The 21,920-nt window shown below is 71.1% G+C and carries 22 protein-coding genes; 5 read left to right on the forward strand and 17 right to left on the reverse strand.

Going from position 1 to position 21,920, the window contains the following annotated elements; genetic code table 11:
- Positions 1–66: 66 nt before the first annotated feature.
- A complete protein-coding gene (gene nagB / locus DEI85_RS15365) occupies positions 67–852 on the reverse strand; it encodes a glucosamine-6-phosphate deaminase (RefSeq protein ID WP_111124321.1) in 786 nt (261 codons plus the stop codon).
- A 60-nt stretch (positions 853–912) separates the two neighbouring features.
- Here nagB and DEI85_RS15370 point away from each other — a divergent pair, with 60 nt between their 5' ends.
- A complete protein-coding gene (locus DEI85_RS15370) occupies positions 913–1,392 on the forward strand; it encodes an NUDIX hydrolase (RefSeq protein WP_027466654.1) in 480 nt (159 codons plus the stop codon).
- Positions 1,393–1,525: 133 nt separating this feature from the next.
- Here the strand turns inward: DEI85_RS15370 and DEI85_RS15375 are convergent, their stop codons facing one another.
- From DEI85_RS15375 to DEI85_RS15390, 4 genes are read right to left on the reverse strand one after another with little or no spacing between them, the layout of a single operon-like run.
- Complete coding sequence (locus tag DEI85_RS15375) at positions 1,526–2,596, reverse strand: ABC transporter ATP-binding protein (RefSeq protein WP_071245369.1); 1,071 nt, start codon at positions 2,594–2,596, stop codon at positions 1,526–1,528.
- Entirely contained in the window at positions 2,593–3,498 is a 906-nt protein-coding gene (locus tag DEI85_RS15380) for an ABC transporter permease (protein ID WP_258376409.1), read from the reverse strand. Before DEI85_RS15380 ends, DEI85_RS15375 begins: the two co-directional genes overlap by 4 nt.
- Positions 3,495–4,454 (reverse strand): ABC transporter permease, encoded by a 960-nt coding sequence (locus DEI85_RS15385; protein ID WP_258376408.1) that lies wholly within the window; start codon positions 4,452–4,454, stop codon positions 3,495–3,497. The genes DEI85_RS15380 and DEI85_RS15385 overlap by 4 nt, the downstream gene beginning before the upstream one ends.
- 5 nt (positions 4,455–4,459) lie before the next feature.
- On the reverse strand, positions 4,460–5,605 hold the full coding sequence (locus DEI85_RS15390) for an ABC transporter substrate-binding protein (protein WP_111124318.1): 1,146 nt from the start codon (positions 5,603–5,605) through the stop codon (positions 4,460–4,462).
- A 184-nt stretch (positions 5,606–5,789) separates the two neighbouring features.
- Between DEI85_RS15390 and DEI85_RS15395 the strand changes: the two genes are divergently transcribed.
- Entirely contained in the window at positions 5,790–6,227 is a 438-nt protein-coding gene (locus DEI85_RS15395) for a YdeI/OmpD-associated family protein (protein WP_111124317.1), read from the forward strand.
- Positions 6,228–6,370: 143 nt separating this feature from the next.
- Here DEI85_RS15395 and DEI85_RS15400 read toward each other — a convergent pair whose 3' ends face one another.
- From DEI85_RS15400 to DEI85_RS15440, 9 genes are all read right to left on the reverse strand, one after another.
- Entirely contained in the window at positions 6,371–7,234 is an 864-nt protein-coding gene (locus DEI85_RS15400) for an NAD(P)H-hydrate dehydratase (RefSeq protein ID WP_111124316.1), read from the reverse strand.
- Positions 7,224–7,961: a histidine phosphatase family protein gene (locus DEI85_RS15405; protein WP_111124315.1), complete on the reverse strand. Its 738-nt coding sequence runs from the start codon at positions 7,959–7,961 to the stop codon at positions 7,224–7,226. Before DEI85_RS15405 ends, DEI85_RS15400 begins: the two co-directional genes overlap by 11 nt.
- Positions 7,962–8,011: 50 nt before the next feature.
- Positions 8,012–8,971, reverse strand: a complete 960-nt coding sequence (locus tag DEI85_RS15410; RefSeq protein WP_111124314.1) for a hypothetical protein — start codon at positions 8,969–8,971, stop codon at positions 8,012–8,014.
- Between the two features lie 368 nt (positions 8,972–9,339).
- On the reverse strand, positions 9,340–12,375 hold the full coding sequence (locus tag DEI85_RS15415; protein WP_111123237.1) for an alpha-mannosidase: 3,036 nt from the start codon (positions 12,373–12,375) through the stop codon (positions 9,340–9,342).
- A 105-nt stretch (positions 12,376–12,480) separates the two neighbouring features.
- A complete protein-coding gene (locus DEI85_RS15420; protein ID WP_371836703.1) occupies positions 12,481–13,374 on the reverse strand; it encodes a carbohydrate ABC transporter permease in 894 nt (297 codons plus the stop codon).
- A gap of 5 nt (positions 13,375–13,379) precedes the next feature.
- Entirely contained in the window at positions 13,380–14,330 is a 951-nt protein-coding gene (locus DEI85_RS15425; RefSeq protein ID WP_111123236.1) for a carbohydrate ABC transporter permease, read from the reverse strand.
- Positions 14,331–14,437: 107 nt separating this feature from the next.
- Positions 14,438–15,796 (reverse strand): extracellular solute-binding protein, encoded by a 1,359-nt coding sequence (locus DEI85_RS15430; protein ID WP_110859553.1) that lies wholly within the window; start codon positions 15,794–15,796, stop codon positions 14,438–14,440.
- Positions 15,797–16,017: 221 nt separating this feature from the next.
- Positions 16,018–16,860, reverse strand: a complete 843-nt coding sequence (locus DEI85_RS15435) for a PhzF family phenazine biosynthesis protein (RefSeq protein WP_110859552.1) — start codon at positions 16,858–16,860, stop codon at positions 16,018–16,020.
- Positions 16,861–16,869: 9 nt separating this feature from the next.
- Positions 16,870–17,424 (reverse strand): DUF805 domain-containing protein, encoded by a 555-nt coding sequence (locus DEI85_RS15440; protein ID WP_110859551.1) that lies wholly within the window; start codon positions 17,422–17,424, stop codon positions 16,870–16,872.
- A gap of 108 nt (positions 17,425–17,532) precedes the next feature.
- Between DEI85_RS15440 and DEI85_RS15445 the strand changes: the two genes are divergently transcribed.
- The gene (locus tag DEI85_RS15445; RefSeq protein ID WP_111090935.1) at positions 17,533–18,045 is read left to right on the forward strand and encodes a hypothetical protein; all 513 of its coding nucleotides are present in this window, start codon (positions 17,533–17,535) and stop codon (positions 18,043–18,045) included.
- A gap of 155 nt (positions 18,046–18,200) precedes the next feature.
- Here the strand turns inward: DEI85_RS15445 and DEI85_RS15450 are convergent, their stop codons facing one another.
- Together DEI85_RS15450 and DEI85_RS15455 are read right to left on the reverse strand one after the other, a co-directional pair.
- Entirely contained in the window at positions 18,201–19,154 is a 954-nt protein-coding gene (locus tag DEI85_RS15450) for a hypothetical protein (RefSeq protein ID WP_110859549.1), read from the reverse strand.
- An 84-nt stretch (positions 19,155–19,238) separates the two neighbouring features.
- Complete coding sequence (locus DEI85_RS15455) at positions 19,239–20,510, reverse strand: ROK family transcriptional regulator (RefSeq protein ID WP_110859548.1); 1,272 nt, start codon at positions 20,508–20,510, stop codon at positions 19,239–19,241.
- Positions 20,511–20,595: 85 nt separating this feature from the next.
- Here DEI85_RS15455 and DEI85_RS15460 point away from each other — a divergent pair, with 85 nt between their 5' ends.
- Positions 20,596–21,051 (forward strand): GNAT family N-acetyltransferase, encoded by a 456-nt coding sequence (locus DEI85_RS15460; RefSeq protein ID WP_027466669.1) that lies wholly within the window; start codon positions 20,596–20,598, stop codon positions 21,049–21,051.
- A 29-nt stretch (positions 21,052–21,080) separates the two neighbouring features.
- Positions 21,081–21,434, forward strand: coding sequence for an MGMT family protein (locus tag DEI85_RS15465; RefSeq protein WP_258369848.1), 354 nt, complete (start codon positions 21,081–21,083; stop codon positions 21,432–21,434).
- A 22-nt stretch (positions 21,435–21,456) separates the two neighbouring features.
- Here DEI85_RS15465 and DEI85_RS15470 read toward each other — a convergent pair whose 3' ends face one another.
- Positions 21,457–21,885: a DUF805 domain-containing protein gene (locus tag DEI85_RS15470; protein ID WP_110859547.1), complete on the reverse strand. Its 429-nt coding sequence runs from the start codon at positions 21,883–21,885 to the stop codon at positions 21,457–21,459.
- Between the last annotated feature and the right edge of the window lie 35 nt (positions 21,886–21,920).

Raw genomic sequence — 21,920 nt, forward strand, 5'->3', positions numbered from 1 at the left:
CTGAGCAAGACGCCGGCGTCTGACCGCACCAAGACGCCGGCGTCTGAGCAAGACGCCGGCGGCGGCCTACTCGAACCGCTGCCAGGCCGGCTTGTTCGCGTACGTGTAGCGGTAGTAGTCGGCGAGCTGCAGGCCGGCGGCGGCTTCCTCGTCGACGACGACGGTCGCGTGCTCGTGCAGCTGCAGGGCCGAACCGGGCACGAAGGAGCTGAGCGGCCCCTCGATCGCAGCGGCCACGGCCGCCGCCTTCGTCGGACCCTGGGCGACGAGGACGAGCTCGCGGGCCTCGAGGATGGTGCCGAGCCCCTGCGTCATGCAGTGCGTCGGGACCTGCTCCGGCGAGTCGAAGAAGCGCGCGTTGGCGTCACGGGTCGACGGTGCGAGGGTCTTGATGCGGGTGCGCGAGGCGAACGACGAGGTCGGCTCGTTGAACCCGATGTGGCCGTTGGCCCCGATGCCGAGGATCTGCACGTCGATCCCACCGGCGGCACGGATCGCGGCGTCGTACTCCTTGGCCGCGAACTCCAGGTCGGCGGCACGGCCGTCCGGCACCCGCACGCGCGACGCGTCGAAGCCGAGGGGCGCCACGACGTCGCGGGCGATCACGGCCGCGTAGGACTCGGGGTGCTCGAGCGGGATGCCGACGTACTCGTCGAGGGCGAACCCACGGGCCTCGGCGAACGAGATCTCGCCCGCCCGCACCCGGCGCTGCAGGTCGGTGTAGATGCCCTGCGGGCTGGATCCGGTGGCGAGACCGATGACGGCGGACGGCTTCTTGGCGACGACGGACGCGATCTTGGCCGCGGCGACGCGACCGACCTCGTCCGGCGTGGGCAGGATGATGATCTCCACACGCCCAGCCTACTGGTCATGACCAGTCTGCGACAGGGGTCGTTTGGGTAGCGTGGGGGCATGCCGACCCCCGACTTCGTCCTGTCCCTGCGCGAGAAGATCGGCACAGCGCCGCTCTGGCTGTCGGGCGTGAGCGCGATCGTGACGCGCGGCTCCGGCGCCGAGCGCGAACTGCTCGTGGTGCGACGGGCCGACACGGGTGCCTACACCCCGGTCACCGGGATCGTCGACCCGGGCGAGGAACCCGCCGTGGCCGCCGAACGCGAGGTCCTCGAGGAAGCCGACGTCGTCGCCGTCGCCGAACGCCTGGCCTGGGTGCAGGTGCTGCCCGAGATGACCTACCCGAACGGCGACCGGTCGCAGTACCTCGACCTGGTCTTCGCCTGCCGGTACGTCTCCGGGACGCCGAACCCCGCCGACGGCGAGAACACCGAGGCGTTCTGGGCTCGGCTCGACGCACTGCCCGACATGTCGGAGAACATGCGGGCACGCGTCGAGGCCGGGCTGGCGGACGAGCGCGAGGCGCGCTTCCAGCGCTGACCCCACCGGTCTGGAGGCGCGGTGCCAGGCCGCCACGGGCCTCCCGTCCGTGTCCCCCGACCTTTCGGGCGCAGCGACAGTCCACGCGTCTGGTCGCGCGTGGACTGTCGCTCAGCGCGAGGATTCGTCGCGACTACGCGAGCGGCGCGACCGCCACAGGTGCGCCGAGCAGGCGCACGGCGACGGGGTCGCCGGTGGCCCGGCGGTCGCCGACCTCGTGCTGGACGGTCACGACGGTGTCGTCGTCCAGGCGGACGGTGGTGCGGCGGATCGACCCGAGGAAGCTCGAGGTGACGACGGTGCCGGTGATGCCCTCGGGGGCGAAGGCGATGTCCTCCGGCCGGACGTAGGCGAGCACCGGGCCGTCCGGAGCCGAGGAGTCGAGCGCCGGCACCCGGAACCCGTACACGAAGACGTCACCCCCGCGCAGGTCGCCCTGCAGCCGGTTCGACTGACCGACGAAGTCCGCGGTGAAGGCCGACGACGGGGTGCGGTAGAGCTCCTCGGGCGTGCCGATCTGCTCGATGTCGCCCGCCTGCATCACGGCGATCCGATCGGAGACGGCGAGCGCTTCCTCTTGGTCGTGGGTGACGAACACCGTGGTGATGCCGAGGTCGCTCTGGATGCGGCGGATCTCGTCGCGCAGCGAGACCCGGACCTTCGCGTCCAGGGCCGACAGCGGCTCGTCGAGCAGGAGCACCCGGGGGCGGGTGACCAGGGCACGGGCCAGGGCGACGCGCTGCTGCTGCCCACCGGAGAGCTGGTGCGGGTAGCGCTCGGCGAACTCGCCGAGGTGGACCATGTCGAGGGCCTCGACCACGCGGCTCCTGCGCTCGGCGGCGGGGACCCTGCGCATCTCGAGGCCGAAGGCGACGTTCTGCCGGACCGTCATGTGCGGGAACAGCGAGTACTGCTGGAACACCATGCCGATGTCGCGCTTGTTGACCGGGGTGTCGGCGACGTCCTGTCCGTCGATGCGGATCGAACCGGCGTCGATCGCCTCAAGGCCCGCGAGCGCGCGGAGCGCCGTCGTCTTGCCGCAGCCGGACGGGCCGAGCAGCGAGACGAACTCCCCCGGCTCGACACGGAGGGACAGTCCCGCGAGCGCCCGGTGTGCGCCGTAGTGCTTCTCGACGGCGTGGAGTTCGACGACGGCACCGGTGGTGGCGAGGGACGCCGGGGCTGCCGGAGCGGTGACGGTCATGCGGACTCCTGGTTGCGGGGACGACGGGTGGTGCGGGCGCGGCGGACTCGGCCCGTGCGACGGGTCCCGATGCGGCCGATGAGGACGAGCAGCACGAAGCCGAACACGAGCGCGGCGACCGAGAAGATCGCGGCGACGTACGGGTCGGTCCCCTGCACGAGCACGAGCCCGGTCTGGAACGTGCTGCGGGAGAGGAACGCGGCGAGGGTGTACTCACCGAGGACGACGGTGATCGTGAGGAAGCACGCGGCGGTGATGCCCCGGCGCAGGTTCGGCAGGAGCACACGCCAGGTGACGGTCCACCACGAGGCACCGAGCGAGCGGGCCGCCTCGGACAGGACGATCAGGTCCATCGCGGTGATGGCGGCGGCGATCGGGCGGAACGCGAACGGCAGCGTGACGATGCCGATCGCGAACGCCAGCGTCCAGGCGCCGGAGCCGAAGACCTGCGAGACCACCTGGTACACGGGGATGAACCCGACGACGAGCACCACGACCGGCACGGTGATCGGCACGATGCAGACGAACTCCAGGATGCGTCGGAGCCTCGGGTAGCGGAGCGCGGTGATGATCTGGGCGGGCAGCAGCACGAGCAGCACGATCCCGACGGTGATCACGGCGATGAGCAGCGACGCCCCGAGCCCGTCGAACACGGGCTGGTAGGTGAACGCGTTGGCCGGGTCGCCGATCGCCGCCCAGTGCGCGAAGGTCAGGCCGCCGTCGGTGCCCTGCCGGAACGTGAACTGCAGCAGGGCGACCAGCGGGACGGCGAACAGCAGCCCGATCACGGTGAGCACGGTCACCGCCGCACCACGGGACGGCGCCGTGCCGAAGCGGCGGACGCGGGACGGGCCTCCGAGCCGAACAGGCTGCGCCGGGCGGACCGGGGCCGCCGCGCTCATCGCTGCCACCTGGCGGCTCGGCGCTGCAGCAGCGAGTAGGCGCCCATCACGACCGCCATCACGAGGACCATGCCGAACGCGAGCACCCCGGCGACGTTCTGCAGGCCGACGAGCGTCTCGCTGGTGAGCTGCGTGCGGATCGTGAGCGGCACGATGCCGCCCTGCGAGATGAGGGCCGCAGCGGTGGCGAACGACGAGAAGCCGTTCGCGAAGAGCAGCAGGAGCGACCCCCAGAACGCCGGCGCCAGGACCGGCAACGCGATCCGGCGCCAGTACGTCAGGCGCGAGGCGCCGAGGGTCGCGGCGGCCTCGCCCCACTGGACCTTGACGCCCTCGAGTGCGGGCATGAACGTGAGGACCATGAGCGGCACCTGGAAGTAGACGTAGGGGATCACGAGCCCGGGCACGGTGTACAGGAAGGCGCCGTCCGCGTTGAAGTCGACGTGGAAGACCGTGACCAACCACGTCGTGACGAGTCCCTGCACGCCGATCGTGGCGATGAACGCGAACGCGAGCATGACGCCGCCGAACTGAGCGAGGACGCTCGCCGCCGAGTCGATCATCGACCGGACCAGCCCGTCCGGCCGCAGTGCCGAGAGCGCCCAGCAGACGACCGCGCCGAGCACGGCACCGATGACCGCGGAGGCGGCGGACAGGCCGAACGACCCGCCGAACGCCCGCAGCACGGACGGGTCGGCGAAGGCCGCGAGGTTCGCGAACGTGAACGCTCCGGAGCCGTCGAAGAAGCCACTGCCGAGCGCGATCACGGCGGGGACGGCGAGGAACAGCAGGACGTAGGCGGCGAAGGGCGTCAGCCCCAGCCAGGCGAGGCCGACGCGACGCCGGACACGGGGTCCGGCGCCGCGACGGACGGCATCGGCGGGCGCGGGCGCGGACGCCGGGCGCACGGTGCTCGGAGCGCTCGCCGCGGGCGCGTCTGCCGATGCGGTGGTCATGCTGCTCAGGACCCCATCGTCGAGGACCACTTGGCCTTGAGCACCTTCGCGGCGTCGGCGACCTGCGCGTCGGTCAGCTCGACGTAGTCCTTCGGCGCGCCACCGGCGGCGTCGAGGGCGTCCTGGTCGACCTTGCCGGACTTCTCCATCGCCGGCAGGGTGGCGGGGAAGGCGCCGGCCTGCAGGTACAGGTTCTGGGCCTCCGGGCTGGCGATGTACTCCTGCCACAGGCGCGCGGCCGCGGGGTGCGGAGCGTCCTTGGTGATGGCCTGCGAGTAGTACGAGCCGAGGGCCTGCCCCTTCGGGACGACGGTCTTCCAGTCCTTGTTGCCCGATCCACCGGCGGCGGGGCCCCAGGCCAGGTTGTTGTAGGACCACTGGATGACGACCGGGGTCTCACCCGAGGCGACCGTGGCCTGCGTCGGCAGCACGTTCTGGAAGTTGCCGGCCTTCTTCAGGTCGCCGAAGTAGTCGACGCCCTTCGTGATGTCGTCGGCCGAGCCGCCGTTCTCGAGCGCCGCCAGGTACACGGCCGAGGCGGCCTGGTTGGCCTGCGTCGGGTCACCCGCGATCGAGACCTTGCCCTTGTACTCGCTGCCGAGCAGGTCCTGCAGGTCCTTCGGGGCGTCGGAGATCTTCGACGAGTCGTACCCGATCGACATCAGGCCGGTGTAGTCACGCGTCCACGCGCCGTCCTTCTCCTTCAGGTCGGTGGGGATGTCGTCCCAGTTCGCGACCTTGTAGTCGGCGAGCAGGTCGAGGTTCTCCTGCAGCACCGCGTTGCCGAGGTCGAGCACGTCGGGCGCGGTGGACTGGCCCTTCTGCGACTTCACGGCGGCGACCTCGTCGGCACTCGAGCCGTTCGGGTTCGCGGAGTTGATCTTGATGCCGTACTTCTTCGTGAAGCCGTCGATGATCTTGCCGTAGTTGGCCCACGACGGCGGCAGCGCGATGACGTTCAGCTGGCCCTCGGCCTTGGCTGCCTTGACGAGGGCGTCCATGCCGCCGGCGGTCTCGGCGCTGGTGGCGGTCTTCCAGTCGGCGTCGCCGTCGGAGCCGGCGGTCGCGGAGCTCGTCGCCGAGCATCCGGCGAGGGTGACGATCGCTGCGGCGGCCAGGGCGATGCCGGCCAGGGTGCGCTTGTGCTGCACGGGTGGGGCTTTCGGGGGGGGGAAGGTGCTGAGGTGACCGGGGGTCCGGGTTCTGGTCGATCGTGGACGCGGCCGGTTTCCGGCCCGTGCTCCCGTGGTGAACGGCGGCGGAACAGCGGGTGCGGCTGTACGATTTGCTCGTTCTGGGCGCATGGTCGCGCCCACATCAGGCCTGGAGGCACGGATGCGGTTCACGACGACGGTCCTGCAAGCACGGAAGACGGCGACCGGACTCCCCGTCCCGGAGTCCGTCATCGAGGCGCTCGGATCGGGCAAGCGCCCCGCGGTGGTCGTCACGATCAACCGGGGCTACACCTACCGCTCCACCGTCGGGGTCATGAACGAGCAGTTCCTGGTGCCGCTGTCAGCCTCGCACCGTGAGGCCGCCGGGATCGCCGCCGGGGACACCGTCGAGGTCGCACTCGAGGTCGACACCCTGCCCCGGACCGTCGACCTGCCGGAGGACCTGGCCGCCGCGCTGCAGGAGGCCGGCGTGCGTGCGGCGTTCGACACCCTCTCGAACTCGCGGCAGCGGGCACTCGCCGACCCCGTCACGCAGGCGAAGGCCCCGGAGACCCGGGCACGGCGGATCGAGGAGGCCGTGGAGTCCCTGCGGGGGTAGTGCCGTGGGCGGGCGGCGGGCGGCGGGCGGCCTGGTCGTTTCGGGCGTACCCGGTCGTTTCGGGCATACCCGGTCGGAAGTTCTCGGCAGGTACGCCCGGAAGCACCAGGTATCGCGGGCGTTCTGGGAAAGAACGGGCGGGCTCAGGCCCCCAGCTCGACCAGGACCCGCGGGATCTCGGTCACGAGTTCGCTCGCCAGGTACCCGAGCGGCCCGACCTGCACCGCGAGTCGGTCGCCTGCGGCAGCGTGCACGTAGGACGCCCACGCCACGGCCTGTGCCGGATCGGCGCCGCGGGCGAGCAGGCCGGTGACCGCTCCGGACAGCACGTCCCCACTGCCGCTCGTGCCGAGACCGCCGGAGCCGGTGCCCTTGAGCCACGCCCGACCCTGCGGTGTGGCGATGGCGTCGCCGAGGGCCACGACCGCGCCGAAGCGGTTCGCGATCGCCACGGCGTCGGCCACGTCGTCGTCGCTGCACTCCCGCCCGAGCAGGCGTTCGGCCTCGCCGGAGTTCGGCGTCATCACGAGCCGTCCCCGCAGCGGTTCCAGGCGGTCCCGCACATCGGCGGCCACCCCGAGGGCGAAGGCGTCGAGCACGACGGTGGTGTGCGGACCGACGACGTCGGCGAGTCCGGCCACGAGGTCACGGGAACCGTCCGGCTCGTCGAGCCCCGGCCCGACCAGCACGGCGTCGGCACTCGATGCACTGTCGGCGATGCCCTCGATCGCACCGACGGCGATGTGTCCGTCCTGGTCCTCGTCGAGGGGTTCGACCCCGGACTCGGGCACGGCGACCGCGACCTCGTTCGCGACGCTCCGGCCGACCGCCAGGGTGAGACGACCGGCGCCCACCCGGAGTGCGGCGAGCGCGGAGAGCAGCGCTGCTCCCGGCGTCCGTGCGGCTCCCCCGATGACGAGCACCTGCCCGCGGCCGTACTTGCCGGCACCGGGTTCGGGCAGTGGCCAGTCCCGCAGGAAGTTCGGGGTGACGGGTTCAGTGGACATGTTCGTCGTCCTTCCGGCCGGTGTGCTGGGTGACCTCGTCGTCGTCCAGGTGCCGGACGGAGGAGAACTCCTCGAGCACCCACGGCGATCCGGCGTCGCGACGGAGTCGGGTGAGGGAGGCGTTCGCGACGGCGTGGGTCCGGGCGAACTCCATGAGCGTCGGCTCGTCGAGGTCGAGGCACACCGCGACGGCGAGCATCACCACAGCGTCGTGCGCGGCGATCACCAGGCGCTCGGCACCTTCGACCCGCTCGACGTCGCCGAGGAGCGACCGGAGCCGGAGCATCACGTCCGCCCACGACTCCCCGCCCGCAGGCCGGTGGTAGTACTTGCCGAGCCACTGCCGGCGGCGTTCCTCGTCCGGGTACCGGTTGCGGACGCCCTGCATGGTCAGCAGATCGAGGACGCCCAGTTCGCGGTCGCGCAGCCGCTCGTCCACCCGCTTCTCGGGTTCGGCGAGGCCTGCTGCCTCGAGCGCGATCGCGATGGTCTGCTGTGCACGGAGGTACGGCGACACCCACAGCGCGACGGGAACGTCGTCGATCCCGCGGTCGGCGAGCTCCTGCCCGAGGGCGCGAGACTGATCGGTGCCGAGCGGGCTGAGCGGGACGTCGGCGTCCCGGAACTCGACGTCGATGACGTCGTCGCCCGCTGCTTCGGCCCGGGCCGCTGCGACGTTCGCGACCGATTCGCCGTGACGGACGAGCCAGATCTCCTGCACTGCCATGCCGCCACGCTAGCCAGAGCGTGCTGTGCCGGTTCACCGGTGCCGAACGGTCACCCTGTGCGGCGTCGAGCGCTCCGGACCGGGCGGACCACGCACGGGAGCCCCGCCGGTCGGAGTCGCAGCGCCAGCGCATCGAGGTCGAAGAGGTCTCGCCACTCGAGCCGGATGATCGTCCGGACACCCGGCACGGTGAGCAATCGACCGTGCCGCCGCTTCTCGTCGAGGAACACCTCGGTCGGGCTCCGGCCGCCCAGGTAGCGCTCCTGGGAGTACTTGGCCCGTCCGTCGATCTCGACGATGACCCCGTGGTCCGGGAACCAGAAGTCGACTGCGGACCGACGGCCGTCCACGACGAACTCCTGCTGCAGCACCGGCTCGGGCAGCCCGAGCTCCCGGAACACGACCCGAGCGAGCGACTCGGCCGGCGACCCGGAGCGAGCGTCGGCCAGGTCGAGCACCTGCTGCGCCAGGGCTCGGGCGCGGGCCTTCGGAGGAACCGCTCGTCGGAGGTCGGTGTCGTCGAACCCACGTCGCAGCGCGGCGTCCGCGATGACGACGCCCGCCCGCAGGTCGCCGGACATCGCGATGTCGACGACGGTCCGGGGGACGGAGGTGACGGCGATCGCACCGACTGAGACCCGTTCGCCCCGGCCGACGGGTCTCGTGTGCAGGATCAGCTCGGCGCTCCTGCCCCGGTACATCGACTCCGGAACCGTCGCGTGCACCGGGACGTCCCACCCGCCGAGCGCCGGGAGCCCGTGCAGGGCCGCAGCGGACAGGTGCGACGCCGTCGCCCGGGTGCCGAGCCGACCGAGCCGCGCGAAGACTCGGGTGACGTACCGCTGACGAGGCCCGGCGGCGTCCCACGCGGCGCCGTCGACGAAGGCGTTCGGTCCGACCCGGACCAGGCGGCCGACCCCCTGCGTCCGGGTTCGGCGGCGCAGGGTGGTGGCGTCGAGGCCGGCCTCGTGCATGGCGGAGGCTCGGAGGATGGGCAGCGACTCGTTCATGCACGTGACGATGCCCGCTCAGCCACCCGCTCCTGGGGCCGATGTCGGGAACTGTGGACGGGCCTCCAGGCCTGGGCGGTTGTGGAGGGGAGACGTTCCTTCCCAGAACGGCCGCGATGCCGAGCGGGATCGGGCGTACCTGGCCGGAAGTTCCGACCAGGTACGCCCGATTCGACCAGGTACGCGCGATTCGACCAGGCCACCCGCCCCACCACGCCCACCCGCGCGCGCCCCCGCCCGCGCCCGCCCGCACGCACCCACCCCGCCCGCGCACGCCCCACCCGCACGCAACACGGCGCCGGACGGAACGCACCCGTGTCCCGTCCGGCGCCGCGGTCTCTCCCCGACCGAGCGCCGGGCCCGCTGCCTCAGGCCCGACGCACGCGCAGCGTCACGATCTCGAACGGACGCAGGGTCAGCACGACCGGCTCCCCGGCCGACCACGAGCGCTCCAGCGGCCGCTCGAGCAGGTCGACCTGCGACACCGACTCGACGTCGAACCCGAAGTCCACCGCGACGTCCGTCGCCCGGCCGCCGAGCCCCTCGTACAGTCGCACGACGACGTCTCCGGAGCGGTCCTCGGCGAGCTTGACGGCCTCGACGAACACCTGCGGCGACGACACCGTGACGAGCGGCGCGACCTCGGCCGACCCGGGGACGCTCCGCACCGGCAGATTCAGCCGGTACCCCGAGTCGGCGGCGTCGAGCACCGAGGCCCCGATCCGCAGCACCGTCCGGAACACGTGGTGCCCCTGGTCGGCGTTCGGGTCCGGGAACGTCGGCCCGCGCAGCAGCGACTCCCGCACGAGCGTGGTGATCCCGCCGTCCGGCCGGGTCTCGCGCGTGATGTCGTGGCCGTAGGTCGAGTCGTTCGCCACCGCGACGCCGAACCCGGGCTCCGCGACGTGCACCCAGCGGTGTGCCGAGGTCTCGAACCGGGCGTGGTCCCACGAGGTGTTCTGGTGCGTCGGCCGGTCGATGTGCCCGAACTGGATCTCGCTCGAGGCCGACGACGCGAGCACGTCGATCGGGAACGCGAGCTTCAGCAGCTTCTGGTGCTCGTGCCAGTCGACCTCGGTCTCGACGGTCAGCTCCGGTTCGCCCTGCACGGCGGAGTAGCGCGTGGTGAGCGTCGACGATCCGAAGGACCGTTCCACCACGAGCGACGAGCCGTCGACCGAGACGGACGAGGCCGACAGCACCATGCCGTTGCGCTGGTACGCGCGGTCGATGTCCCACGCCTCCCACTGGTTCGGGGTGTCGCGGAACACCGTGTACTCCGCGGCCGCAGCGCCGGGCGCGATCGCGTCGCGTCCGGTGGCGTGGTCGACGAACGAGACGACGTGGCCGGCGGCGTCGATGGTCGCCGTGACCACGCCGGTGTCGAAGACGAAGTGGTCGCCGCTCCGGACGGGAGGCACGGGTCGCGGCGCGTGGACGACCGAACCTGCCAGGGCGGTCACGTCCCCTGCCGCGACCGGCGAGGCGTTGAAGCGCACGACCGACGCGGCGTCGTCCGCGGCGCCGGCGAGCGCCGTCGTCGCGCTGCCGGCGAGCGCCGTCGTCGCGCTGCCGATCAGCCCCTCGAGCACCTCGGCGACCCGGGCGTACTGCTCCTCGGCGTTCTCGTACACCCACGCGATCGAGGAACCGGGCAGGATGTCGTGGAACTGCTGCAGCAGGACGGTGTGCCAGGCGTCCTCGAGTTCGGCGTACGGGTACTCGCTGCCGAGCCGGACCGCCGCCGTCGCTGCCCAGAGCTCGGCTTCGCGCAGCAGGTGCTCGGAGCGGCGGTTGCCCTGCTTCGTGCGGATCTGCGACGTGTAGGTGCCGCGGTGGAACTCGAGGTACATCTCCCCCGACCAGACCCCCGGCGTCGGCAGCTCGGCCTCGAGCTGCTCGAACACCTGCGCCGGCGTGCCGAGCTTGACGTGGGGCGACCCGTCGAGGTCGTGCTGGCGGTGTGCGGCGCCGACCATCTCGCGGGTGGGACCGCCCCCGCCGTCCCCGAAGCCGTACAGGAGCATCGAGGTGTTCGCGGTGCCGCGTTCCTTGTTGTTCCGTTCGCCGCGGCGCAGGTCGGCGGGCGAGACGTCGGAGTTGTAGGTGTCGGCCGGGGGCAGGTGCGTCAGGACGCGCGAGCCGTCGATGCCCTCCCAGTGGAACGAGGTGTGCGGGATGACGTTCGTCTCGTTCCACGACGGCTTCTGGGTGACGAACCACTTCGACCCGGCGGCGCGGACGATCTGCGGCAGGGCACCCGAGTAGCCGAACGAGTCGGGGAGCCAGGCCTCCGGGGTGTCGATGCCGAACTCCTCCAGGAAGAAGCGCTTGCCGGCGACGAACTGGCGGGCCAGGGCCTCACCGCCGGGCAGGTTGGTGTCCGACTCGACCCACATGCCGCCGACCGGGATCCACCGGCCCTCGGCGACCCGCTGCTTGATGCGGGTCCAGATGGACGGGTACTCGTCGCGGATCCAGGCGTACTGCTGCGCGGACGAGCAGGCGAAGGTGAAGTCGGGGTCGCGGTCCATCAGGTCGAGCACGTTCGAGAACGTCCGCGCGCACTTGCGCTTCGTCTCGCGCACGGGCCACAGCCAGGCGGAGTCGATGTGGGCGTGCCCGACGGCGATCGCGCGGTGGGCGGCGGGGCTGGCGGGGACGGCGAGCACCGGCGCCAGGACCTGACGGGCGTCCGCGGCGGTGCCGGCGACGTCGTCCGGGTCCAGCGCGTCGGCGGCGCGTTCGAGTGCCCGCAGGATGTCGGCGCCGCGGGTGCCGTCGGTGGGGAGCTCGGCCATCAGCCCGCGCAGCACCCAGAGGTCCTGCTGCAGTTCCCACACGGTGTCGTCGCGCTCGACGACCTCGAGTGCCCTCAGGCGGTAGATCGGTTCGTCGCCGGCGGTGGAGCGCGAGCCGAGCGGGGTCGCACCCTGGAACGAGTCGCCGCCGATGTCCGGGTTCGCCCCCGCCTCGATCCAGAGCTCGAAGGACTCCCCCGGGCCGACCTCGAGCGGCACGGTGTCGTTCCGCGGCTCGATCGCCTTGATCGTGGAGCCGTCGGCGCGGAACGCGAGTCCCTCGGCCTGGAAACCGGGCTGCCGCTTGGTGAACCCCAGGTCGACGAGGAGCTCGGCGGTGGTCCCCGGCGCGGTGCCGAAGTCCGCCGGCACGGTACCGGTCACCCGGAACCACGTCGTGCCCCACGGGCGTCCGCCCCAGTGCGACCCCACCGTGAACGGTGTGTACGTCTCGCCCACGGCGGCGTCGAACGGCACCGGTTCACCCGGCACCTCCCACGCCTCGATCGTCACCGGCGCCGAGCGACGGAGGACGGCGGGGTCGACACGGTCGCGCACGAGGCGGGCGATCCGGGCCTCGACGAGCGGTTCGTCCTGGTGCATGTGCTTCCTTTCTGGTTCGCGGGACACCGGTGTTCGCGGATCGGACCGCGGTTCGCGGGTGTTCGACGCGCGAACACCGGTGTCTTGCGGGGGTGGGGGCCGGCGTCAGCCCTTGATGCCGCCGGCGAGGGCGTTGCCGCCGCCGAGGCCTCGGGACACGATCACGTAGAGGGCGATGACGGGCACGGAGTAGACGATCGAGAACGCGGCGAGCTGGCCGTACGCCACCGCCCCGTTCTGCCCGAAGAAGTTGAAGATGCTCACCGCGGCGGGCACCTTCTCGGGCGAGAGCAGCAGGACGAACGGGACGAAGAAGTTCCCCCACGCCTGGATGAACACGAAGATGAACACGACGGCGATGCCCGGACGCATGAGCGGGATCACGATGCGGGTCAGGGTGGTGAGCATCGAGGCGCCGTCGGTCCACGCCGCTTCTTCGAGCGAGATCGGCACCGAGTCCATGAAGTTCTTCGCCATCCAGATCGCCATCGGCAGCGACGTGGCGGCGAGGAAGAAGATGCAGCCCCATACGTTGTCGATCAGGTTGAGCGACACGAACAGCGCGTAGACGGGCACCATCATCGCGGTGATGGGCAGGCCGGTGCCGAACAGGATGCTGTACAGGAACGGCTTGTTGACGCGCATCTTGTACCGGGACAGCGGGTACGCGGCGAGCAGCGCGAACACCACGGTGACGACCGCGGTGCCGCCGGAGAGCAGCAGGCTGTTCGCGAGCGGGATGAACGACAGCTCGGGGGTGAGCACCTTCGCGAAGTTGTCGAGGGTGAACTGCGACGGCAGCTTCACCGACAGCGACGCCTGGGTGTCGAACGAGGCGAGCACGAGCCAGAGCAGCGGCACCGCGAAGCACACCGCGATGACGAGCAGCACGGTGTTCGACACCCACCGCATCGTGCGGCCGCGCGGCGACGTCATGTGCATCGACCCCGGTGCGGTCACCGAGCGGGTCGTGGTCTGGTCGAGGGACGGGGCTGTCATGGCCATCAGTCCACCTCCGGCTTGAGTGCCCGGATGTAGATGATCGAGAAGACCGCCCCCACCACGAGCAGGATGGTCGCGATCGCGGTCCCGAAGCCGAGCTGCGAGAACTTGAACGCCTCCTGGTACGCCAGGATCGGCAGGGTCGACGAGTTCGTGCCCGGACCGCCGCCGGTCATCACGAAGATCAGCGTGAAGACCGACAGGGTCTGCAGCGTCGTGAGCATGAGGTTCGTCGAGATGCTCCGACGGATCACCGGGAGCGTGATGTAGACGAGCCGCTGCCAGCCGGTGGCTCCGTCGACCTCGGCGGACTCGGTGATCTCCTCCGGGACCTCCTGCACGGCGGCCGAGTAGACGAGCATCGAGAACGCGGTGCCACGCCAGATGTTCGCCAGGATCACGGCGAGCATCGGGTACGTGTAGAGCCAGTTCGCGCCGGTGACCCCGATCGACGCCAGGAACGTGTTGAGCGTCCCCTCGTCGTTGAAGAACGCGTACGCCGCGAAGGACGCCACGATCTCCGGCAGGACCCACGCGGCGACCACGAAGGTGCCGACGATCGCCCGGACGGCCTTGTTGGCCGAGCGCATCAGCAGGGCCAGCCCGAGGCCGAGCACGTTCTGTCCCACCACGGCCGAGGCCAGCAGGAAGACGACGGTCAGGATGACGGACTTCGGGAAGTCCGGGTCCTGGAACAGCTCGACGTAGTTTTGGAACCCGACGAACTGCTGGTCAGCCGCGCTGGCGCCGGTCAGCGCCGAGTTGGTGAACGACCCGTAGAACGACGAGATGACCGGGCCGAGCAGGAAGATGACGAGGAGGACCAGGGCGGGCAGGAGCGGGACCGCTCGTCCGACGTTCCGCAGTGGTCGCCGCTTCCGCGGCACGGGTGGATCGGTGCGCTTCGGCGCACCGGGCGCCGACAGCGTCGGCGCGAGGGGGGTGCTGGACACGATGGGTGCCTTCCGGGTGCGGAGGGGTTCCGAAGGTGGGGAAGGACGGACGGGAGGCGCGGTGCGGGACCGCCCCGCGCCTCCAGGCCGTCAGTGGGTGACGTCCGTCAACCAGCGGAGACGGTGTTCTCCTTGCCGACCACCTGCGTGACGGCCTTGTCGTAGGCGGCAGCCGCGTCCTTCGGCGACTGCTGACCGGTCATGACCGCTTCCATCGCGACCTGGATCGCGTTGGACACCTGCGAGTAGTCACTCGTCGCCGGGCGGAAGTTGGTGTTCTCCACCAGCCCCGAGAAGAACTTGAACGTCGGGTTCGCCGCCGTGTAGGCCGGGTCGTCCGCGACGTCCTTGCGGACGGCGATCTGGCTGTTCTCGGTGTCGTACTTCAGCGAACCGTCCTTGTCGAGGAAGCTCGTGATGAAGTCGAACGCCGCCTGCGGGTTCTTCGACTTCGCGCCGACCGCCAGGGTCCAGCCGCCGGACATCGAGTTGTAGCCGGGAGCCTGCCCGTTCTGGGTCGGCATGGGTGCCTGGCCCATCACGTCGTTCCACTCGGGCCACGGCGCGGTGCCGGACTTCAGCCACGTGCCGGACTGCCACGAACCGTCCAGGTCGATCGCGAGCTTGCCCTTCGGCAGCCACGTCTGGGCGATGGTCGTGCCGACGTTCGTGTCGAGCGCCTGCTGCGGTGTCGGGCCGAGGCCGCCCTGGTAGACGTCCTTCACGAACTTGAGCGAGTCCTCGAACTGCTTCGAGCCGGTGACCCACTTCTTGTCCTTGTACAGGGTGTTGCCGGAGCCGTCGGCGCCGTACAGGAGCATCTCGAAGCCCTGCATGGTCGAGGCCTCGCCCTGCGCCTTGCCCGAGTAGATGTTGAACGGGATGACGTCGGGCTGCTTGTCCTTGATGGTCTTCGCCGCTGCGAGCACGTCGTCCCAGGTCTTCGGCTTCCACGGGACCTCGAGCCCGGCCTTCTCGAAGATGTCCTTGTTGTACCAGAGGGCTCGGGTGTCGGTGCCCATCGGGACGCCGTAGATCTTGCCGTCGTCACCCTGCCCGGCCTGCTTGGCGTTGTCGAAGAACTGGTCCCACTCGTCCCACTTGTCCGTGTACTCGTCGAGTGGCAGCAGGTAGCCCGCCTCGGCATCGGCCTTGACGAGGAACGTGTCCTCGTACATGACGTCCGGAGCGGTGGCCGGCGCCTTGTTCATGAGCGCGAGCTTCGTGTAGTAGTCGTTGCCCTGCGCCTGGATGGGCACGAGGGTGACCTTCTTGCCGGGGTTGTCCTTCTCGTACTGCTTCTTGACGACCTTCATCTGGGCGTCGAGCTGCTGGAAGGCGCCGAACTTCTGGTACGCGATCTTGATCGTGTCGCTCGAGGCGGACCCCGAGCTCGAGCAGCCAGCCAGACCGACTGCGGCCACGGCCACAGCTGCGAGTCCGGCGATGATGCGGGTGCGTTTCATCGGTGCTCCTTTGCACGGGTGATGTCCGCGGGCACCATCGCCCGCGCGCAGGATTAGTCCACCGTATTGACTTAACCGTGTCAAGGAGTTTCTGGGGCGGAATCGGGCGTACCGGGCGGAATCGGGCGTACCGGGTCGAATCGGGCGTACCGGGTCGGAAGTTTCGACCGGGTACGCCCGATTCCGCTTCCCATCGCTTGCGTTCTGGGAAGGAACGTCTGTCAGGAGATCGGGGTCGCGCTCCCCGTCACCGTGATCCCGCCGGCCTCGGGCACGTCCACGAGCAGCAGACTCGGACGCCCGACGTGCCGCCCCTGCCGGATCGTGACGCGGTCGCCCGGCTGCGCTGCACCGATCTGCCGCAGGTACGCCCCGGTCGACGCCGCGGCCGATCCCGTCGCCGGGTCCTCGGTGATGCGCCCGGCGGGGAACAGGTTGCGCGCCTCGTACTCCCGGTCGCCGGTGCGGTACAGCACCGTGACGGTCCCCGCCCAGCCGGCCTCGCGCTTGAGCTCGGCGAGGGGCCCCGGCGCGAACCGGAACTGGTGGAACAGCTCGCGGTCGTGCAGCACGAGGACCGGGTTCCAGTTTCCGGCGAAGGACTCCAGCACCGGGAACCCCGCAGCGATGTCCGCGGCCTCGAGTCCGAGCATGTCGAACAGTCGAGCCAGCAGGGCCGGCTCGATGTCCCGCGTCGCCGGCTCGACACTGGTCATCGCGACCTGCACCGCGCCGTCCGAACCGACGGTCGCATCGAGGGCGACCTCGCCGGCCAGGGTCGTGAACACCCGGCCGCCCGGCCCCTCGCGTTCCGCCAGCGCGACGGCCAGTGCAACGGTGGCGTGCCCGCAGAACGGGACCTCGGCGCTCGGCGAGAAGTAGCGGACGCGTGGCCCGGTCACCGTCGCACCGACGACGAAGGCGGTCTCGGGGTACCCGACCTGCCGGGCGATCGCGAGCATCTGGTCGTCGGTCAGTCCGGCCGCGTCGAGCACGAGCCCGGCTGGGTTGCCACCGCCCGGCTCGGCGGCGAACGCGGTGTACCGGAGGATCTCCTGCTGCATGCCCCGACGCTACTGCGGCGTCACGACCGGGTGCGCGGGCCGATCGCCCACGGGTGGCCCGGACTGCTGCGGTGCCGCGGGTGGCTCCGAGGGCAGCGCGAGGAACACGGCGAGCGCGATGTTGCCGGCGGGCACGAGGTACAGCAGGACCCACCAACCGGATCGGTTCGTGTCGTGGAGCCGCCGCACCGCGATGGCGATCCAGGGCAGCAGCGCCGCGAGCCCGACGACCACGAAGACGCCCAAAGCGGCCTTGGCGAAGACCGGCATCGACGTGAGCAGGAACCACCAGACCGGGAACGGGTTGAAGGACTGCATCGCCTGGTCGAGGACGCGCGTCTCGTCCGGGCTCGGCACGGTCGGCGGCGTCATGAAGAGTCCGACGCCGTACACGATGTTGATCGCAGCGGAGATGATCGCCCACCAGAGCGCCCACCACCAGAACTCGGCGCGAGCGGCACGACCCCGGAACACGAGGTACCCCCGCCAGAACCGCGAGAACGAGGCGGGGAACGTCGCCTGGTGCCAGGGGACTCCGACCGGTGGCTGCTGCGTCTGGTGCACCGAACCTGCTTACCGAAGCGACCTGAGCAAGCGGGTGGGGGTAACCCCCGGCCGCTTCCGGGTGCGCACGTGATGTTTCAGCGCCGCGACCGTCGCGAGACTGGATCCATGAGCACCGACACGCGCCCCACCACCGCCCGCCGCACCCTCCGGATCGCCCTCGCCTCCACCGCCGCGGTGTCCGCCCTGCTGCTGACCGCCGGCTGCAGCGCGATCCAGGACATCGTGCCGAACAAGACCCCGCAGAAGCACTTCGACGCGTACTCCGACGCCCCACGTTCCGGGGAGTCCGAGGACCTGGCGTTCTTCATGCCGAAGTGGGTGCCGGAGGACGCGAAGGACATCGATGTCCGCCTCCACGTCTCCCAGCCCGGGTACGTCATCGGGTTCGCGTCGAAGGACGGCGTCGACGTGGACGACTGCACCGCGCTCGATGAGTCGTACGGCGGCACGGCGATGACCGCCGACTTCCTGCCCGAGGAGCTCCCGAGCAAGGGCCTGGTCACCTGCGGCGACGGTCGCGCGGTCACCGAGATCGACGGCCGCTGGTACGGCTGGACCACGAAGGACGCCATCCCCGGTCAGGACGACACCCAGACCATGCACGGTTCGGCGCACTGACCCCGCCCCGCTGTCGGCCGGGAGGCGTGGAGCGGCCCCGCACCGTGCCTCCCGTCCGCCCTGGGGCCGGCCCCACCGCCCATGGCGTGCAGAAACGGTCGGGTCCCCGCTGCTGACCCGACCGTTCCTGCACACGGAGTGGGCGGAAGGCCGTGTCAGCGCTCCGTGACCTCCGAGAAGTCCGGCGTCCCGTCGGGCAGCGCGGGCAGGGGCGTGCCGTCGACGTAGCGGGGCCACGCCAGCGCACGGGAGGCTGCGGGACGGGTCGCGTAGCGACGACCGTCGGACGCGACGACCGTGTCGGGGGCCGGCGTCGGCGTCGGTGGCGACGCGGGCGGGACGGGCGCGGCGAGCAGCGGAGCCGCGGGCACGGGAGCGTCGGGCGTCGGCGTCGCGCTCCATGCCGGCTGCGGGTCGGGCACCGACCACGTCGCCGACGGCACCGCGGCCCGCGGACGGAACAGTGCGTTGCTGAGCGGCACCACGACGGTCCCGAGCAGGTCGAGGATCACCACCACCCAGACGAGCCGCCAGTAGCCCCGCGCGTAGTCGACGTCCGGCGCGAGCAACGGGATCGAGAGCAGCAGTGCGAGCAGGGCGATCACGCCGACGGTGGCCTTGGCCACGACCTGCAGCGCTGGGGTCGGGTAGCGGCGATGGATGACGAGCAGCAGGTGCACGTGCAGCAGTGCCACCCGGGCCACGCCGACGAGCCACATCCAGTGCCAGAAACGCTCCAGGACGAGCCAGATCCCGTCGTCGTCGGCCAACGGGCTGCTCGGCACGATCCACACCTTGACCAGCCCGGCGACGAGCAGGTACATCGACGTGACGATGCTCACGAAGGCGAAGGTCCCCGACCGCCTGGACGAGACGTCGGCGTCGTACCAGGACAGCAGCGCGAAGACGACCACCACCACGACGGTCAGGAGCAGCTGCACCGCGACCCGTCCGAAGTCGCCGATCAGTACCGCGATGATCCCGATGAGTCCCGCGGCGACGACCGCGCCGATGATGGTCCGGAAGACGAGCGGGCGCACCCGGGCCCACCGCGGGTCCATCGCGTCGGTCGCATTCGCCGCGTCCGTGGCCTGCGTCGTGTTCGTCATGCGTCCCCCACCGTTCCCCGCCTCGGGGCGGATCGTCGATCGGCAGCGTAGCGGGCCGAGGCGGGTACGACGCGGCGTGCGGACTCAGCGCCGGATTAGCAGGGTGCTGGCCCGTGGCGAGAGCGCGGCGTCGAGCACCAGGCAGGCGGCACCCACGGCGGCGACGTCGGCACCGCGGTCGCTCTCCACCACCTGCACGGCGTGCTTCGGCACGAGCAACGGCGACCCGACGATGGCGGTCCGCGCGGCCGGCAGAGCAGCACTCGCGATGCGCGACCAGAACGGGCCGCCGAACACCACGCGGTCGATGTCGAGCAGGTTCACGATGAGGACGACGGCGTTGCCCATGACGGTGCCGGCATCGGCCGCGAGCGTGACGGCGGTGTCGTCCCCGTCCGCGATCGCCACGGCGAGTTCGTCCCACGCGGCGTTCACAGCGTCGACATCGGCGGCGTCTGCATCGGCATCGGCGACCGCGCCGCCGCCCGACAACCCGAGCCCCCGCGACCGGGCGATCCGCACCAGCCGGTCCGGCGCGACGGCTGCACCGACCTCGCCGCGCGTGCCCGAGCCGTCCGGGGTGCCCGCGAGCGACCCCTGGTCGACCATGATGTGCCCGGCGTCGCCCGCGTTGGACCCCACCCCGCGCACGGGTTCGTGGTCGACGACGAGCCCGACGCCGAACCCGGTGCCGAAGTACACGAACGCGAAGTTCCGGGCCGAGGATTCCCCCGCCAGGAACATCTCGCCGACCGCGGCAGCCGTGACGTCCTTCTCGAGCAGGACCGGGTACCCGGTGGCCTCGGCGAGCGCATCGCGCAGCGGCACGTCCCGCCACCGGGGCAGGAACGGCGGGTCGACCACGATGCCCGCCTCGACGTCGATGGGTCCGGGACTCGCGATCCCGACTCCGAGCACGCTGTCGACGGCCACCCCGGCGTCGGCGACGAGCCCGTCGACGGCCGAGGCGATGGTGCGCACCACCTCGGACGGGTCGTCGGCCGTGGGGGTCGAGGTGGTGGACGCGGCGACGACGGTGCCGGCGAGGTCGAGCAGCACGTAGGTGACGACGGCCGGGTCGACGTGCACGCCGACCGCGTACCGGCTGCCCGGTTCGAGCCGCAGGATCGTGCGGGGCTTGCCGCGACCGGACACGACGGTGCCGGACTCGACGATCATGCCGGCCTCGATCAGGAACCGGGTGACGTTCGACACGGTCTGCGCGCTCAGTCCGGTGCGGGCTGCGAGTTCGACGCGGCTCAGGCCGTCGGGTGAGCGGCGGACGGCGTCGAGGACCACGGTGCGGTTGAACCCGCCGATCGACGGGAGGTTCGCTCCGCGTCGATGCTCTGCCATGCCGCGACCATACCGCGGCCACGGTGCGGTCTCGGTCTGCCGTCGTCTCTGGCTTCCGCACGGTCTGCACCGTTAGCCTGGCCGCATGTCCGACCTGCGCCTGGAAGAACTCTCCGCGAAGACCGCTGCCGCGGCCAACTCCCTGACGCTCAAGCCGGGCCAGGAACAGTTCGTGCAGCCGACCACCTACGGGGTCGCCGAGTCCGACGTCAAGCCGAGCTCCGCGTGGACCCGTGTCGTCCTCGACGACGACGAGGTCCTCGGACTGATCATCGGTTCGTTCGACGCCGACAACGCGCAGGAAGAGCTGCGCAGCTGCATCTGGCGCGTCAACGTGGCGGCGAGCGCACAGGGCCGGGGCGTCGGTCGCTTCGCCGTGCACGGCCTGGCGGACGAGGCACGCAGCCGCGGGTTCGAGCGGCTGACGGTCGTGTACGAGCCGGGCGGTGACGACAGCCCCGAGGCGTTCTTCCGCGCCGTGGGCTTCGAGGTCGTGCGCGAGACCCAGTACGGCGACCACTTCGCGGTCCTGACGCTCTAGCGCTCTCCGACGCCGTGCCCTCCGACGACGTGGCATCCGACGCCGTGCCGTCCGACGATGCCACCGTCGACTTCGGCGCCGCCGTCGCCGAGGTGGTGCGGATGATCCCGCCGGGTCACGTCATGACGTACGGCGACGTCGCCGCAGCCCTCGGGTCGCGGGCGTCGCGTGCCGTCGGCAAGGTGATGGCGCACGAGGGCGCCGACCTGCCGTGGTGGCGCGTGGTGCGCGCGGGCGGGCACCCGCCGCTCCACCACGAGGCCCGGGCACTCGAGCACTACCGCGTCGAGGGGACGCCGCTCGTGCAGGGGACGTCGGCCTGGAGGCTCGACATGCGTCGTGCGCGCTGGTCACCCAGCACGGACGCGGACGACCCGTTCTGACCTCGCGCCACGCAGGTCGGCCTCAGCGGTCGAAGCGCGCACCCTTCGGGTTCGCGGGCAGCAGGCACAGCACGTACACGATGAGCGAGCCGAGGCCCGGCAGCACGTGCAGGAACTGCCAGAAGCCGGACAGGTTCGCGTCGTGCAGCCGTCGGGCGCCGAGCGCGAGCGACCCGATGAGCGTCGCGAGCACCCACAGCATGAACAGGTACGAGCCGACGGGGTTCTCGAGCGCCGGGGAGTCCGGCGTGAACACCTGCGGCACGAGCTGCAGCACGAGTCCGATCGCGAACGACGTCAGCCACCACCACCAGAACTCGGCGCGCGATGCCCGTCCGGTGAACACGGTGTACTTCCGCCAGAACCGTCGGACGGCCTCGGTGAAGGGGGCACCGTAGAAGGGGTCGTGCAGGGCGACGCCGCCGGGCTGCACCACGCTGTCGTTGCTCATGGAGCAAGCCAACCACGTGGTGCAGCCCGATCGGG

This window comes from Curtobacterium sp. MCBD17_026 (genome assembly GCF_003234895.2).
Classification (GTDB): Bacteria; Actinomycetota; Actinomycetes; order Actinomycetales; family Microbacteriaceae; genus Curtobacterium; species Curtobacterium flaccumfaciens.